Annotated in this window: 8 protein-coding genes; all 8 read left to right on the top strand. The window is 49.6% G+C overall.

All coding sequences use genetic code 11. The features are described from left to right. The first annotated feature begins 64 nt into the window (after positions 1 to 64). The 8 genes from DXA13_RS21880 to DXA13_RS13255 all read left to right on the top strand — a co-directional run bounded on the left by DXA13_RS21880 (position 65) and on the right by DXA13_RS13255 (position 17,395). Entirely contained in the window at positions 65 to 1,003 is a 939-nt protein-coding gene (locus tag DXA13_RS21880; protein ID WP_243009126.1) for a hypothetical protein, read from the top strand. Further along, positions 982 to 10,164: a Cna B-type domain-containing protein gene (locus DXA13_RS13280; RefSeq protein ID WP_347559860.1), complete on the top strand. Its 9,183-nt coding sequence runs from the start codon at positions 982 to 984 to the stop codon at positions 10,162 to 10,164. Before DXA13_RS21880 ends, DXA13_RS13280 begins: the two co-directional genes overlap by 22 nt. Further along, on the top strand, positions 10,062 to 12,833 hold the full coding sequence (locus DXA13_RS13275) for a Cna B-type domain-containing protein (protein ID WP_147348035.1): 2,772 nt from the start codon (positions 10,062 to 10,064) through the stop codon (positions 12,831 to 12,833). Before DXA13_RS13280 ends, DXA13_RS13275 begins: the two co-directional genes overlap by 103 nt. Before the next feature lie 23 nt (positions 12,834 to 12,856). Further along, positions 12,857 to 13,072 (top strand): doubled motif LPXTG anchor domain-containing protein, encoded by a 216-nt coding sequence (locus DXA13_RS13270; protein ID WP_181995674.1) that lies wholly within the window; start codon positions 12,857 to 12,859, stop codon positions 13,070 to 13,072. Positions 13,073 to 13,581: 509 nt separating this feature from the next. Then, positions 13,582 to 14,439 (top strand): VanW family protein, encoded by an 858-nt coding sequence (locus tag DXA13_RS13265; RefSeq protein WP_243009125.1) that lies wholly within the window; start codon positions 13,582 to 13,584, stop codon positions 14,437 to 14,439. Between the two features lie 290 nt (positions 14,440 to 14,729). Continuing rightward, positions 14,730 to 15,686: a hypothetical protein gene (locus tag DXA13_RS13260; protein WP_118245004.1), complete on the top strand. Its 957-nt coding sequence runs from the start codon at positions 14,730 to 14,732 to the stop codon at positions 15,684 to 15,686. A gap of 94 nt (positions 15,687 to 15,780) precedes the next feature. Beyond that, the gene (locus DXA13_RS21050) at positions 15,781 to 15,927 is read left to right on the top strand and encodes a hypothetical protein (protein WP_181995673.1); all 147 of its coding nucleotides are present in this window, start codon (positions 15,781 to 15,783) and stop codon (positions 15,925 to 15,927) included. Between the two features lie 232 nt (positions 15,928 to 16,159). After that, the gene (locus tag DXA13_RS13255; protein ID WP_147348034.1) at positions 16,160 to 17,395 is read left to right on the top strand and encodes a M20 family metallo-hydrolase; all 1,236 of its coding nucleotides are present in this window, start codon (positions 16,160 to 16,162) and stop codon (positions 17,393 to 17,395) included. Positions 17,396 to 17,587 lie beyond the last annotated feature (192 nt).

Here is a 17,587-nt window from a genome sequence, read left to right as displayed (position 1 = left end):
CTGTGGGAGAAGCCGCGCGGTATGAAGGCGGACGATAGAGGGACAGGTCAGGGGAGGAATACATATGAGATTTGATAAGATAAAAAGGAAATTGGCTGCCATTTTAATCATGTCGCTGATGTCAACTCAGGTCGTTTCTGCATCTCCAATTGCAGAGAATGGTGGAAACCGCGAGGCGGATTCTGCTGTCGGAGACAGTGGCCGCCAGGATGGAGAAACGGAGGGAAAAGAGGACAGTGGCGGCGGGAATGCAGAGAAAAATGATGTGGGAAATGATTCAGGCGGCGAACATGCAGGAGAAAACACAGGCGGTTCGGGAAATGAAAATGCGGGAGAACACCAGGGTGAAAGCTCTGGAAGCGAAAACGCGGGATCCGATAATCAGGGCACAGGAGAGAATGTAAATGGCGGTGCGGAAAGCGGGAATATAGGCGGGAATGCAGAAGGGAGCAACGATACTGGCAGTGGGAACGCCGGAGAAGATAAAGGCGGAGATATCGGAGGCGGAATTACAGGCTCAGGAAGTGAAAATACGGGAGAAAATGAAAACGGCAGCGTTGGCAGTGAAGATACGGACGATACGGAACGTGGAGATTTAGGTGCCGGATCCGAAGGGGATCATGGGAGCCAAGGCACTGAAAGTAAGCCGGCAGAGAGTGATGAGAACAATGGTTCTGAGAACCAAGGCGCTGATGAGAGCGAAAGCCGGGATTCAGTAGAATCGGAAACCGGTACTGAGAAAGGAAATGAAACAGGAGCGTCTAAGGAAGACGGAAACGAAGCAGGCGGTTTTGGGGGCGGAGGAAGCCAGGGAAAGCCGGACGATTCAGGAAAAACGGACGATTCAGAGGAGACTGTGGCTGAAGAACCTCAGAGGCAGAGGTGGCAGAAGAACTTGAGACGGAAGATGCCCGGCAGAAGAAAGAAGAATCGGATGCAGATGATGGAGAGGAAGCAGCTCTTAGCGGCCGGATTGTCTTCATGTGTGACGAAGGTGATATAAATACTGATAAGGTGAAATTCGCCGTATTTAAGGACGGCGTATTAACCATGTCCGCGAAGGTGAAATATGAAAAAGATACGGAAGACAGCGACTACAGCGATTTTACGGTGTGGAATTATGAGGTCAGCGGCCTTCCGGATCTGGAAGAAGGGGAAGAAGAGCCTGCCTATGGCCTGAAGGATGTCAATTACAGCTTGAATTCAGACAGAGAAGGCCTGTTTTATATATCAGACGACGGTTCAGCTGAACCTATGGGGGCAAAACCATGTGAGGCCGTAAATGCCGATTTCATTTATGTAAGCCGTTCAGAAATCAGCGGCTTGTATGAAGTGGAGAGCGAGAGCTCAGAAATCCCGGAGGATGGATCGGTAAAGATGGCCATATCGGCAGCAGACGAGGCGGACTGCAGATACCTGGACAGGCCGGATAAGGCAGAATTCAGCCAGAAAACGGGAAAATGGTCTGCTTCAGAGCTTCTTGCATACAATCCGGAGACAGGACAGCCCATTGACTGGCGTGTGGAAATCGTTGAAAATGACGATGATTTTGAGGCTTCTTACAGCAATGTGGAATTCTTTGAGGGAGACGAAGTATATGCGTATAACGGCGGAACAATTTTCAATAGATTTATAGGAGAGAGTATATTTAGCGCGGTCGGCAGAATTCAGTGGCAGGATTACGGCGATCTTTACGGAAAAAGGCCTGATCATCTATCCTTTATTCACGTTTTCACAGAGGACGGAGAGGATGTGACAGATGACGTTACGGTCCGGGCAACTCCTTCAGAAGCCGGATATAATGCAGCGGATGAAGAGTGGAGCTATGAGGTATCAGGCCTGACAAAGGGAACTTCCTATCGCGTAGGGCAGGAGCTGAAGAATTATAAATCGGAGCCGCAGTTTGCTCATATAACAGAACCGGCCGGACAGGGAACGGCGGGAAGTATTGAACTGATTACGGAATCAACAATAGACAGGAGCATAAAGGGACTGATCAGATGGAAAGACAGCAAAAAGTATGGAAAGCGGCCGGATGATTTGAGTTTTCTTAAAGTGCTGGCTGACGGAGAAGACGTAACGAAAAACGTCAGGATTACGCTGACAGAGGCATATGAAAAGGACGGAGATACATGGGAATACATGGTTTCCGGAATGAACGAAGGGGTGAACTATATCATCCAGGCAGAGGAACCAGAAGGATATCTTGCCAATATTACAGAAGTATCCGTGATCAGCACGGCAAAAAACAGGCTTGCGAAGGATCTTGAAGCGTCAGGGACTCTAGGAGACGAAGACGGCGGCAGATATATATCACAGACAGGGGCGATCACTCTGACCGCGACGAAGGAAGTGTCGGGAACCGTTACCTGGAATGACAATGACGATTACTGGAAGATCAGACCGGATAAGGAAGAAATGGGCCATCTTCTGGGAATACAGAATTCTGATATTCAGATCGACGTGAAGGAAGATGGAAACGTATGGAAGTATTCGATAAAGAACCTTCCATTCGATATGGAAATCCGGACCGCAGTGCCGGACGGATATCAGAGCGCCAGGAAATGGTCGCTGTTCCGTACGGGTGATAATGGCACAAACTTAATTTTTAAAGCGCTTACCCATAAGCTGACAATTACAAATACAAGCCGTGGAACAGAAGGAAGCTCAGAATCATATGAATTCCAATATAAGGTTTTGACTGGAGATGGCGGAAACGAGACTCTTTATAACGGAGAGTACGTTACTGGCGGAAAAAGGAAGACGGCCATAGACGGAATCGTTCAGATACCGGCAAACGGTGCGGCTGAACTGGAGCTTCCGGACGGTACAGGATGTAAGATTGAACAGACAAATCAGGCAGATACGTTTATCTGTTTTGACAGCAGGGTGCGGAGCATTACAGTCAGCAGCGATCAGACGGCGGAATTTGTGAACACGCTGATGACTACTTACATAGCGGTAAAAAACTGGAACGACAACAACAGCAAGAGCCGCCCTGCCGATGAATTCAAAACGAAGGTAAAGCTTTATTATGCTGTGGGAAGCGGCGGATCACGGGAAATTAAGGATGGTAATCTGGATGAGCTGGGCCTGGAGACAGTTCCTGCAGCGGCATTTAAAAATGAGGATACCAATATGCCACGTCTGTACTATACGAATATGCCGTCTACGACAAGAGAAGGAACAAAGATTACCTACAGCATCCAAGAGGTCCCGATGGATGGGTATATCTGTACGCCTTACAGTATAACGGATGAAAACGGCGGTAAGATAGACGGTATTATGAATACGCTGGAATCCAGCTTCCACGGAACGAAATCCTGGAAGGACAGCGGAAACCGTTATCATACGAGGATATCCAGAGAAAAATGGCTGGAATTGATCGTCCTGAGGTATACTACGGAGGCGGTTGGCGGAGGCAGCTTTGACCAGTCAGCAGGAACTATGCTGAATATTCAGACAGCAGATCCGGACGGCACAGCTTACTGGAACTGGATATCGGATGAGAGTACAGATGACTGGACGTTCACCATTGACAATCTCCCCCAGTTTGACGAAAAGGGGCAGGAATATACATACTGGCTGGAGGAAAAGGATGTACCTTTAGACGGAAGTCCTGAGTATTCTGCCGGTATTAGCGATGTCCATTACGAGCAGGAATATGAAAATAAAGGAAATTATACAAATCTGCTGACTGCCTGCTTTGATGAAGGAATCATGCAGAACAAGCTGGTAGGAACGACGACATATGAAGCGACAAAGATATGGCTGGATGAGCTTACGGGCGCTGATCGGGAGAAGAGGCCGGATGCAATTCTTTATCTCTACCGCTATCCGAATACGGATGGAAAGAATTATAAAACGGCTACGGAGCTGAAGGACACGAGATTCAAGGACGATACAGAAGGATGGCTGAGAGAGGATGATGACGAAAAGACAATCCATATCGAAATATCCGAGCTGAATATAGGAAAAGAGAAGGAAAAACTGGCGGCATTTGACGAGGATGGAACAGAATTTATCTACTTTATCCGCGAGAGCATGCAGGCCTCCGGCTATGAGCAGATACTTGAGAATGTGCTGAAACCAGCCCCGGACGGCGCCGACAGCCGTCTGTTCAACGGCGGAACCCTGAAGAACAGGAGAAAGGGAAACGCGTCGGTCGGCGTTTCCAAGAAATGGACAGCGGACGCCCTTCAGGGAATGGACGCCAGCGTGACCTTTACGCTGGAGCAGAGGCTGAAGAATCTCCCGGCCTCCGAAGATAACCCGTGGGAGCCTGCCGGAGAGGAGACGTTAAGCGGCTTTACGGCTGAGATGATGACGAAAAGCCTGGCGTTTTCGACGAGCAGATTTGACGAATACGGAAGAGAATATGAATTCCGTATTGCAGAGTCAGAAATCAGGATAGACGGCAAGACGGCGCAGTCAGTAACGGATGAGGACGGAAATACGATCTTTTATGCGGAACCTATCGATGATCATGGCGTCAGGAAAGAAGACTACTACTACTTTGAAATGACGGAGACTGGTACCGAGCAAACGGATGGGAACAAGATCGTCAAATTGGATGAAGGCGGAATCGGTACAGTCGATGTGGAAAACAAGCTGACTGGAAAGACGAAAATCGGCGTAAAGAAGAGATGGAAAGGCGGAAAACCGGCCAAAGATTATGAACTGAGTTTCCACATCATGCGGGACGGCTCGGATATCTGCGGGGAGCTGGATGAAACTCTCAAAAATAATCCGGACCATAAGGGCGTTTTTAAATTCACATCAGAAAAAGAGAAACTGATACAGGACAAAGACGATGTGGATACATGGTGGACCGGACTGGTGGATTATAAGAATTCTCTTTCCAAGTACGACGAGAATGGAAAGGAGTACAATTATAAGGTAAAAGAAGACCCTGTTGACGGATATGCTTATGCGGAATACACCTATGAGAAAGATCACGGCCATAAAGCGGCAGTTGTGACCAACTATCCGCCAGGAGAGGGAAAGTCGATCTGGGTCACAAAGATATGGCAGGATGAATCAGATACGATCCACCGTTTCCCGGTGAAAGCGCAGCTGTACAAGAGCCGGGATAACAAGCCTGTCGATGGCAAGACGGTCATTCTGAGAGAAGAGAATGACTGGACCGGATGGATAGGAGTGGATGAAGGAGAACTGGACGACTATTTTATCCTTGAATCCGCGGTCAGCCGGTCGAATGATGAAAAAGAGTGGGCCGATGTGAAATATAACGGCGGATTTAGGCTGGACGCGTCTGACGGCGATGTGGAAACCTCCAAGCATTACTATCAGGTGGAAAACAAAAAGATCTCCAAAAGTGAATATGAAATCACCAATACGAGATATGGTTTTGTGGATGTCAGCCTGACGAAGAACTGGATTGACGGGGATTCAGAACCGGTGGCTGCAGAATTTAAACTGACCAGAAAATCACCGGCAGGTGAAGCTGATCATACGGAAAGCTATACGCTGGACGGCAAACCTGATACAGAATACCAAAACGGAAATGGAAAAGAAACAAAAGCGTGGAAGCTGGACATCACCGGACTAGATAAATATGATGAAAAAGGGCGTCTTTACAGTTATTTCATGGTAGAAGTGAAGGTGGGAGATCAGGATACAACAGGCGGTGCATTTACACTGTACGGCGAACCGTATGTGTGCTCTGTCTCAGGCGGAACATATGAACTCGGTGTAGATGGGGATAATGTTACCCATCATAAGCGGGACAGGATCGCTTTTGAGGCTGTAAACCAGAAGAGCGATACCGTACTCAGCCCCATGATCCATAAAATCTGGAAAGACGATGGACCGCTGGAGAGCTCCAGACCTGACATCTATCTGGAACTGTGGAAGGAATATAAGATTTCAGGCAGAACAGAACTAAAACAGGAACAGGTGGACGGGGTCAATTATCATTGGGACAAGGTAAAGGATGGTGCTGCAGAGACAAATCATTGGATCGGCATCTTCGAATCCAGCCTTCCCCTTTATACAAATGAGGGATATCCAATTACTTATTACGTAAAAGAGGGCGTTCACGTATCCAGCGATTACAAGCTTTATTATGGGAAAGATGCGCCAAAAAATAATGACTGGGAGATGGGCAGCGGACTCGGAGAAGTGCCTGGGTTAGACGGAGATTCCGGGAATCCGGAATATGAATTGAGCCAGGGAGCTCCTTTGGGCGGGACCATCATCAATATTCCTTCCGCTGAAAGGACGGTTTCCGGAAAGAAAATCTGGCAGAATATGGGGGTTCTCCATTCGGAAGACTATCCTGAGATCGAACTGAAACTTTATCGCATGAAAGCAGGATATATTCTGGAAGACAGCGGAAATGACAGCAGCGCATGGGAGGAAGCTAAGGATATGGACGGAAATCTGGTGGAATCCTTCCATCTCAGGAGCGGGCTGCCGTCATTTGAATTCACCGGTCTGCCGAAATATGATAAGAATACGGGGAAAATGATCATATATGCCGTCAGGGAAGAAAATACCCCGATGGGATTTGAGGCCATGGATCCGGAATATAATCATGATTTTCATCTGGTGAATACGTATCATGAGAGTACGGAATACGCGATTCAGCTGAATAAAGTATGGGATGTAGCTGCAGCAGAACTGGCGGCAGCCGGAGAGTATCCGGAAGCAGACGTGCATCTGGAACGTGTGATGAAAGCTCCGGATGGAGCGGGTACCCTGGAATACACGAGAAATACGGCATATAAGAAAGGGGTCATCACAAAATTAAGCAGCGCTCCTGACTCTTATGGATGTAGATTTACTGATCTTCCGAAATATGCTCCGAACGGCCTGGAATACCAGTATGAGGTAAGAGAGGTTCAGATTAACGGATACAATGAAGTGACGAAGCTTCCGGTAGGCGCATTTGAGGGTGAAGCTAAGGAAGCGGCTGCAGAACTTACCAATACTTATGACGGGGATACTTCCGACAATCAGTTCGCGAATATCATAGTCACAAAGAAATGGAATGACAGCAGCAGCTTCTATGGGACGAGGCCTGCTTCGGACAAACTGCATTTTCAGGTTTACCGAAAAGCGGAAGGATATACATATACAGCTCCGGGTGATCCCGATAGGGGAGAAAATATTACAGACTGGCTTATCCAGAAAACAGTTTCTTCAGATTCCGGTTCCGACATCTGGTCTTACACCTTTACGCCGGACATCAGTAAACCAGGCCATAACGGCGAACTGCGCCGCTATGCTGCCAATGGAAAACCATACGTATACACCATAGTAGAGTCAAAGGTTGACGGATACAATGACTCGAAGGAGATTTCCGTGTCCAAAGGGGCTCCTGCAGTCGGAACGGAGCTGGCGGCAGAGCTGACCAACAAACTGGATACCGTGTCGCTCGATGTACAGAAAAACTGGGATGACGATGAGAATGTCTATCTGACGAGGCCGGATGAGATTCGGGTGCAGATCGAACGCAGCATAGACGGACATCAGAATTGGACGCCATATAAGATCAAGGATGAAGCGGCAGATGAGAACGGCATTGTCACAATAACGAAGTCGAATTCGGCGGGTACAGATCAAAACAATTGGAAGCGCGGGTTCAGCGGCCTTCCAAAATATGATTATTCCAGCGGCAGCCGGGTGCTGGCCGAGTACCGGGTAAGAGAAGTATTTGACGGAAGTGCCGGTAGCATCGTCAATTACGATGTGCCCGTGTATTCTGACAGCGTAAAAGCCGGTACAGACTTTATCGCCTACCAGACCGAGATTACGAACACGCTTCGGCGGTCAGGAGAAGTTACCTCCTTCAGCGCCAAAAAGGCATGGGATGACAATGATAATCTCGACGGTCTCAGGCCGGAGAGCGTTACCTTTATTCTCGTAAGAGACGGAAAAGAACTCCCCGGAAAAACAGCCGTAATCGACGGAACGGAGGACCCGGGCGCTGCGCCGGGAGACGGCAGGGAATATGAACCGTGGACCGTACAGTGGGACGACCTGCCTAAACTCAAGGCTGATGGATCGGGAGAAAGCCGGTACTCTGTGAAAGAGTCGGCCGCATCAGGAGGAACAGATGACAAGCCTCTGCCGGGATATACGACTGAGTATGGCCTGAATGGAAGCGGTGTCTATATCGTAACGAACAGACATGCCGAAATTGCGAATATCAGTCTGACAGCGGAGAAGAAATGGAACGACGGCGATGATGCGTGGAAGCTCAGGCCGTCGGAGATCAAGGCGTCTCTATATCAGTGGTATGCAGGTATATCGGGTAATGAGCCCATACCATATGTAAAGGACGGCAGTACATATGAAATCGCCCTGAATGCAGGAAATGACTGGAAAGGCACATTTGAAGGCCTGCCCTATATGCACCGTGAAGGAGACAGTGGAAAGGGAAGTATCATCTACTATTCTGTAAAAGAGAAGGCACTGGATGGAGAGGGAAAAAATCTCATTGGAAGCTACAGCCTGGGTTCAAGCTGGACGGGAGGAAATGCTCCTAGTGGAAGTGATTCAGGAAAGGGATTTTCCCCGTCCGATCATCTGGCGGAGAAACCGGCGATGACGGTAACTATGACCAATTCCATTCAGGAGGTGTCCTGCAGGGCCGAGAAAGTATGGGCGGATAACAAGGATGCTTATGGAACCCGGCCTGAGGAAGTTACGGTCGGACTGTACCGCAGACAGAAAGGCGGGACAGGAGAAGCGGAATGGAAGCCGGTCCTGAAATCAGACGGCAGCGCGGAGACGGCAGTATTCCTGAAGCTGACTGGCGGAACCGACTGGAAGGGCGAGTTCAAAGGACTTCCGGCAAAGGACAGGGATGGAACAGAATTTGAATACAAGGTATTTGAACTCGACTCTTCAGGCAATGCGCTGGAAGAAAATACGGAACTTGGGAATTATACTGTTACCTACCATCTCAGCACGGATGAATTTGGATTTAAAACGGTAATTACAAATACCGCGAAGGCGGCCGGCTCTGTTTCTGTAGAAAAGGTATGGAAGGACGGCGGCAATCAGGATGGAATTCGGCCGGCAGCGCTCACCGTTCACCTGCAGGCGAGTACGGACGGCGCTTCATACAGTGACTTTGATAAACGAAGCGCTGTAGACCTGAATGAGGCAAACGGCTGGAAATATCAGTGGGATGCCCTTCCGGAAAGAAATACTGATGGCAAAGAATACAGTTACCGGATTGTGGAAGAATGGCCGGCGGATCAGACGGCTGATCCATGGTCGGCCCTGTATACGGCCGGAGACGGTCAGAAAAATGGAATCACCGTAGTTCCTGCTGACTTAAGTAACACTTCAAGCGCTTCAGACGGGGAAAAAGCAGCGGCTTCTGCATCATTCACCAATTCCTATACACCGAGAACGCTGTCTGTGACAGCGTCCAAGACATGGGCCGGCGATTCTGAGGTCAAAGATATCACGAGGCCGGAAACGCTTACGTTTACTTTGTACCGGCAGGCGGAGGGAAAACAGGCAGAGAAGTATGTTCCGCTTTCAGGATCATCCAATACGAATCCTGTGACCCTCAATAAACCGTCAGACGGTTCTGAAGTGTGGACGGATACGGCGGCCTGGTCTGATCTTCCGGTGTCCATGTGGGATAGTGAAAGGGAACGCAGCAGGAAGATCACCTACTGGGTAGTCGAGACGCCGATACAGGGATACGAGGTGAGCCAGTCTGCGCTGCCCGAAAACCTTTTTGGCTGCACGGCAGCAGCTGACGGCGATCTGTGCAAGGTGACAGGAAAGACGGGACTGCGGCAAGACGGCGCGCCTACGCCGGAAAAGCAGACAGCTGTGGTGACGGTTACGAATACCCTGAATGCCGTTGAGAAGAAAGTTGCCAAGCTGTGGGATCAGGACAGCGTATGGGGAGATGATTCACGCCCGGATGAGATTCAGGTGCAGCTGTACAAGAGCTATACGGAGGATGGCAGCACAAGGAAAGAAGCTGTCGGAGCGCCAGTAACGCTCTCTGGAAGCGATCCTGCCGCAGCGTGGACATATACCTGGAAAAACCTGCCGAGATACCAGTGTCTGAAAATATTGGAGACGACGGGGAAAAAACCGAAGTGCCGATTGTGTATACGGCAGAGGAGGCAGCAGGCGGTGTTCCCGGATATACGCAGTCCATGAAAGTTTCATCGGAGACATCAGGTACGGAAGAAATAGAGGTCTTTCAGATCACCAATACCATGAATACGGCTTCCGTAGACATTGAAAAAACATGGGATGACAGTGACAATTACTATCATACGAGGCCGGAAACGATTACGGTGAAGCTTCAGAGAAGTGTGGATGAAGGAGATCAGAAGAACTGGACGGATGTCGTCCGCCCGGCAGGTGTTACTGACGGAATACAGCTTGGCGGCGGTATTTGGGGCAGGAAGCTCACAAAAGAAAAAGACGATGAGGAATATGACGGCAATGTGTGGAAATGGGCAGATGTGTTCACCGGCCTTCCGACTCATGATAAGAACGGAAATGCCTATTCTTACAGGGCGGCAGAAGTGAACGATGAGGCGAACGGTTACGTATGGTCCGATGAAGCAGTATCAGAGTCTGCGGCCGGCACAGGAAAGAAGTTCACGCAAATGCTTACCAATGCACTGGATACGGCACAGGTGAGCGGAACAAAGATATGGATCGACAAGAGCAGTTTCTTCCATACGCGTCCGGATTCTATCGCACTTACCTTAACAGGAAGTACAAAGAGCAGGACAGAGTGGATTCAGGTTCCGGCGGTCGGACAGCCGGTATGGACAAAACAGGGAGACACCTGGAAATATGAATACAAAGGTCTTCCTAAGTATCTTATACTTACAGAAAACGGCGAGGTCCAGAAGGAAGAAATCACATGGACTGTAAAAGAAACGGTTCCGGCAGGATACACCCTTATACAGGACGGATACGAACTGACGAATACCCTGGATACGCTGGAAGACTGGACGGTCACGAAGACGTGGAACGACGAAAATGACAAGTATCACGTCAGACCGTCTTCCATCTCGTTCAGCGTATGGGCGGACGGCGTGAAGCTGAATCCGCAGCCTGCGGCCCACAGGGACGGCTGGACATATACGCTGAAGGGGCTTCCGGCTGTTTATCCGGCAGGCCACCCAAAAGAGGGACAGCCGGTAGACTATGAGGTACGGGAAGATGGGACAGACTTCTATACGACGGTCACAGCCACATCTTCGGAAGCCACATATTTTACAAACACCCTGATTCAGGGCGGACTTTCCGTGAGCAAACAGAGGGTGAAGGGAGCTGACGAGGAATTCCGTTTCAAGGTGACGCTCACAAGACCGGACGGTTTTGGAGCGGCGATGCAGCCGCAGATTTATACAGGCGGCTATAAGGTATTTCAGGGGTTGGGCGCCGATGTGGCAGCAGCGGCTCCGTCAGCAGAACGGATGACGGCGTCAGACGGGATCATCACTATCCGGGCCGATGAGAAATTCCTGCTGACGGGACTTCCGGCAGGCTTTACATACCAGGTGGAAGAAATTGGAGCGGAAGGCTACGAAGTGACGGCGGATCACAGCGCGGGAATCATCGTGAAGGATGGAATCAGCGAGGCCAGTTTCACGAATACGGCTTCAGGAAAGCTGAAGATCACCAACGTGACGGAGAATCCCGGCTCAGCCGTTTCAGGAGAAGGAAGTTCGACGGCAGGCGGCCGGGTGACCGTCATTACGGAGAGCAGTTCAAATCCTGACAAGCCGGATACCGATCCGTATCAGCCGGACAAGACAGCCATTTTCTGGAAACCGGAGCAGCACTGGATGACGGGAGGCAGCCTTGTAATCAGATATACGGATTACGGGACAGAACTGGAGAAGACGGTTACGGTCAAAGACTACTGCGATGAAAGCGGCCGGATGAAACCATTATCCGACCCGTGCTATAAGGAACTTCTGGAACGTTTTCCGGAGACTGATATCGCTCAGGCTTCAGACGGAACGATCACCATGGCGCTGGCAGACAAAGCGGAGAATATGCCGAAACAGACCGCTGTAGAAGTTACATTTATCCCCACGATCAAAGGCCATCTCCTGACCGGCACGGAGACTGGTTCCGTAAATGAACAGGGCGTGTCCGGAAGTATCGGAGAGGGCGGAGATATTCGTTATAACGGCTCCCGGGTAATGGGAACAGCAGCAGGCGCCTATACGGCTGAGGTCGAAAAGCTTCTTGTAGGAGGACCTGGTCTTTCGAAACCAGTTACAATCACAGTATTGAAAGACGGAACATTTACGGAAGAGATCGAGGTGGACATCTACGGCGTGCCGACGAAGGTTACCGTGTCAGGAAAGGCAGTATATACGTATTCCGGTTCCAGGATAACGAATGTGGAGATTGTGATGGATGAGGTACCGGTTCCTCTTGATCTGGGTATCGGATTTAAGCGGAAATCCTCCGGAAGCGGAGGCGGTGGCGGTGGCGGCGGAAGCAGCACAACGCCTGGTACAAAGCCGGGAGCCGGAGACACGAATTCGGCGGGGCCGGGAGTTGAGACTGAACAAGAGACGAATCCGGCAGATCCGCTGAGCCCGACGGGCCCGGTAAACCCCACAGACCCACTGAATCCGACAGATCCGGTGAATCCGGCAGACCCATTGAACCCGGATACGGTTCAGCCGGCAGGACCGGCTGTCATCGAGCCGGACAAGCCGGGCAGACCTCCTGTTCAGATGGAAAAGAATCCAGGAGGTGGAATCGATATTACTGTGCCTGGGGATGATGTTTCTGAAGTAGAGGTAAAGGATGAAGCGATCGCGAGGTTTACCGCGGACCTGTAGAAAACGGAAGCGTTCATCTGGAGTTGGAGTCCGGCATCTATACGCTGACTACGATCGATGAGAACGGCGTACCGCTTGCCAGCTTTCCATTCCAGATTGACGACGGCGGTGTGCCGCTTGGACTTCCAAAGACAGGGGATACAGGAAATCTTCCATATGCGCTGCTTACGGCCATCATGGCAGGCGCTTTGATCGGAGCAATGGCATTGAGGCGTAAGAAGGAGACGGAAGAAGAATAAGATAAAATACAGAATTGAACGGCATAAAACATAGTACGAGAGTGTTGCAGGAGCAATTGAAAGACTAATTGCTCCAGGCAGCACTCTCGTGTTGTTTCTTTCTTGAAAAATTACGTCTTATGAATTAAAAGCGCTCCGCAGGGAGGCGTATGCCGCGCAGAGGTTAATGGCTGCTGAAGCAGCCGCGCGGCACCGCGAGAGTTCCTCCAAGCGGAACTCTTTGTTCAAAACAGATGGTTGAAAGCGATTTGTGCAAGCCCGGAGATGTAGGAATCCATATAATCGCTTTCATAATGAAGCTGAGGAAGATGTTCTGCTGGAATTACCTCCAGGGACTTCTGCCGGATGGCTTCCATCATATCAGACGACAGGTTTTCTCCTGTTCAGGATGCGCCGAAAATAAGGCTTGATGATGTGATTGCCGCAGAATAACGAAAGAGTTGCCCCCCGGAACATGTACTGCTATAATGGGAATAGATAATATTTCCAGAAAGGCAGGAGACAGGAAAATGATGTACGAAGGCAAGACAGAGCAGGTCCGTCCCTGCAGAAAGCGGTCCAGACTGCGGGCGGAGTGCGGAAAAATATATTATGGCTGTCTACGGCGGGCCGTTTGGCTTGTAATGAACAGAAAGTTCGCCTCCTGTTCCCAAAATGTATGTGAAAATAAACTTCCGTATGTCTGCTTTGAGCACAGGACACCTCTGCTCCGCAGGCTGAAAGATTTGGATATGCAATATCAGTATAATAAGATCACGAATCTCAGATTGGCTTCTGCACGGATTCACGGAGTTGTGATCCATCCCGGCCAGATATTCAGCTACTGGAAGCTGATCGGTAAGCCAACGTATCGCAGGGGATATCTGGATGGTATGGTGCTCAAGGGAGGAAGAATCGGCTATGGACCGGGAGGCGGCCTGTGCCAGATGTCAAATCTGATTTTCTGGATGGTTCTCCATTCCCCGCTCACCGTAACGGAGCGACACCGCCACAGCTATGACGTTTTTCCGGATTCCAACAGGAAGCAGCCTTTTGGCAGCGGGGCCACCTGCTCCTATCTTCACATCGATCTGATGATACGCAATGATACGGACAGAGATTTTCAAATCATGGTCTGGCTGGACGGAGACGATCTTCGCGGGGAACTGCGATCGTCCGAACCGGCTGATGTCACCTATGAAATTGTGGAGCGGAACCACATGATGAAAGGCGAGTACTGGGGCGGATACAGCAGGCACAACGAGCTGTACAGACAGATATTTAAAGACGGAACCATGATCGGAGAGGAATTTGTGCTGAGCAACCACGCCATGATGATGTATGCTCCATTTATTTCTGACGGAAATATGCATGAATCCGCCGAATAACAGAGATCATGCAGGCGTTTTGAAGAGCATTGTGTATGAAAACAGATAAATATAAGAGCTATATTAATAATTCCATCGGAGCAGACAAACGAGCTCGGTGGTTTTTTGCTATTGAAATGGATGTCAGTGCGGACTGCTGCCAGAATCGGCTTGCCATGCGGGAGGAAGCGGTATCAGAGATATGTCGTTGGTTCAGGGCATATTGAAATTCAGCCCGGGATTGTGTATAATACGTTTATAGTAATTGTAAGGAAATAACAGAAGAACATCACAATACGGGAGGTGGTGCCGTGAATACAGAAAAGACGATTGCAAAGAATATCCGTATTGCGGACGATAAGGCAAATTATGATGCGGCCTGTAAACGGCTGTTATCCGAAAAAATCATATTGGCATGGATTATGAAGAACTGTCTCCAGGAATATCGGGACTGTGATGTAAGAGAGATTGCAGAACAGTATATTGAGGACAAACCGCAGGTGGCGGAGGTGGCAGTAGCCCCGGATGAAACGAATGCGGCTCCCATGATTCATGGGCTGAGCGGCGAAGATACAACTATGACAGAAGGAACCGTCACATATGATATCCGTTTTGCAGCAGTTGCGCCGGTTTCAGGAGAGAGAATACGTCTGATTATTAATGTAGAGGCCCAGAATGATTTCTATCCAGGCTATCCGCTGATCAAACGTGGAATCTATTACTGCAGCCGGATGTTATCATCTCAGTATGGAACCGAGTTTATGGAGTCCCATTATGAGGATATAAAAAAGGTATACAGCATTTGGATTTGCATGAATCCGCCGAAGAACAGGGAAAACAGCATTACCCGTTATTATATAACCGAAGAGAATCTGGTGGGCAGCGTGGTGGAAAAGAAGTCGGACTATGATCTCATGGCAGCGGTTATGATTTGTCTTGGAAGGCCGGAGGATAAAGAATATGCAGGCGTTTTAAAGCTTTTGGATGTACTTCTCTCCACAGAGACGGGTCCGGCAGAAAAATGCCAGATATTAGAGGAAGATTTCCAGATAGAAATGACGCAGACGTTAGAAAGTGAGGTGTCGTTGATGTGTAACCTGAGTAAAGGCGTGGAAGAAAAAGGAATAGAAAAAGGAATAGAAAAGGGAATTGAAGGAATGGTTTCTGCCCTGAAGGATTTGGATATACCTGATGATACGATTCTGCAGAAACTGCAGGAGAAGTTCAGCCTTACATTAGAAGAGGCACAAAATTATGTAAAGCGTTGATGGTGGTTATACGTAACTGTTCAGGATGGCGGGCAGAGAAACCGTCCTGAATCGTTTATGATGTAATAAAATAATACAAGATGGGAGAATATGTATGGAAAAGGAAATCAAATCAGCTATTGATCACAGCGCAGTCGCAGTCGGAGATATCAACTGGTATATCCGTTTTTTTGACAGGGCGTTTGGAATGAAGGTAAGAGAGTATGACGGACCGGAAGACCAGCGAAGCAGGTATGGCTGATCGGAGGAATTCAGTTAATCGCATCACCGGACGAAAAGTTTGCGGAACAGGACCGCTGCAGACATCTGGGCGTAAACGTATCGGACAGAGACGAATGCTTAAAGAGGGCATATGAAGAGTTCGGCGCGGCAGAGATGAAGCAGGGCCATAACTGGATCCGCGTCGGTGACGGCCTTTGCGTGGAAGTTTTGGAAATGAGATAAGAAAGAAGAAAGCTAACGGGGGACTTACGATGGAAACTAACAGAGAGAGAATTCAAAAGGATATTGAAGCGCTGGCGGAGTTTACGGCTTCAGAGGAAGGCTGCACACGTTTTACCTATACGGAAGAGTTTAAAAAGGCGAGAAATTATATAATATCTCAGATGAAAGAGGCCGGCCTTGACGTGAGAGAGAACGCGGCCGGAACGATTATCGGCAGACTGGAGGGAAAGAATCCTTCTGCTCCGGTGATCATGACGGGAAGCCATTTCGACTCGGTGAAATGCGGAGGTAATTTTGACGGTCAGGCCGGTGTCGCGGCGGCCCTGGAGACAGCCAGAGTTTTTAAGGAGACAGGATATGTGCCGGAAAGGACGGTTGAATTTGTTGCTCTTCCAGAAGAAGAGGGGGCGCGGTTTAACGGAGGCCTGTTCGGAAGCCGTTCTATGGCCGGAAGGCTGTACGGAGACGAAGTACATGAGGCAAAGGATAAAGACGGGATTTCCATGGCCGTGGCGATGAAGGCATATGGGCTGGATCCGGAAGATATCGCCTCCTGCATTAGGAAGCCGGGGGAGATCGAGGCCTTTTTGGAACTGCATATCGAGCAGGGGCCAATTCTCGAAAAGGAAGGATACGATATCGGAATCGTAGACTGCATCGTGGGAATCAAATCCTGCATTGTTGTGGTCGAGGGACGTCCTGACCATGCGGGAACGACGCCGATGAACATGAGAGCAGACAGCTTCCAGGCCGCGGCTAAAGCGGCGGTGGCAGGCGCTGATCGTGCGAAAGAGCTGGGAGACGGAACGGTATTTACGGTAGGCCGAGTGGAAACGGCTCCGGGAGCATTTAACATTGTTCCGGGCAGGACGGAATTCACCATAGACTGCAGAAGCAAGAATCCGGAGAGCATTGAGAGCTGCCTTCAGGCAGTGAGGGATTCTCTGGAAGCGTCCTGCCGCCAGGTGGAAGGGATATCATACCGTCTGGATGAGAAGTTGAAAGTGGCACCTGTGCAGATGGACGGGGAGTTGAAGAACGTCCTGAAGAAGAGTGCAGAACAGTCAGGCTTCTCTTACAGAGAGATCCTTTCCGGCGCCGGTCACGACGCCATGGTCATGGCTGATATTGCCAGAGTTGCCATGGTATTTACCCAGAGCCGGGAAGGCAGAAGCCATTGTCCGCAGGAATGGACGGACTATGAGCTGCTTCAGAAGGGCATTGAAGTGATCTGCCAGTCCGTGAAAGAACTGTCGTCCAGATAAGCAGTGGGAATCAGTGGAAGTGAGATCAATGAATCTAAGCGAAATCTAATTACGCCGGGAGGTCAGCCTGACAGCTGTCAACTCCCGGCATTTTAATGTCATAATATAGGAACACATTTCGCTGCTTGCATACCCGTTTATGCGGGATTGACAACATATGCCTGATCCGATAAGGTTAAATTAAAACAGTAG

Origin of the sequence: Clostridium sp. AM58-1XD, assembly GCF_003464085.1 — a bacterium.
In the GTDB taxonomy this organism is placed as follows: Bacteria; Bacillota; Clostridia; order Lachnospirales; family Lachnospiraceae; genus Lachnoclostridium_A.
The sequence above is the reverse complement of the archived record's forward strand: the minus strand, read 5'-3'. Positions and strand labels throughout refer to the sequence as shown.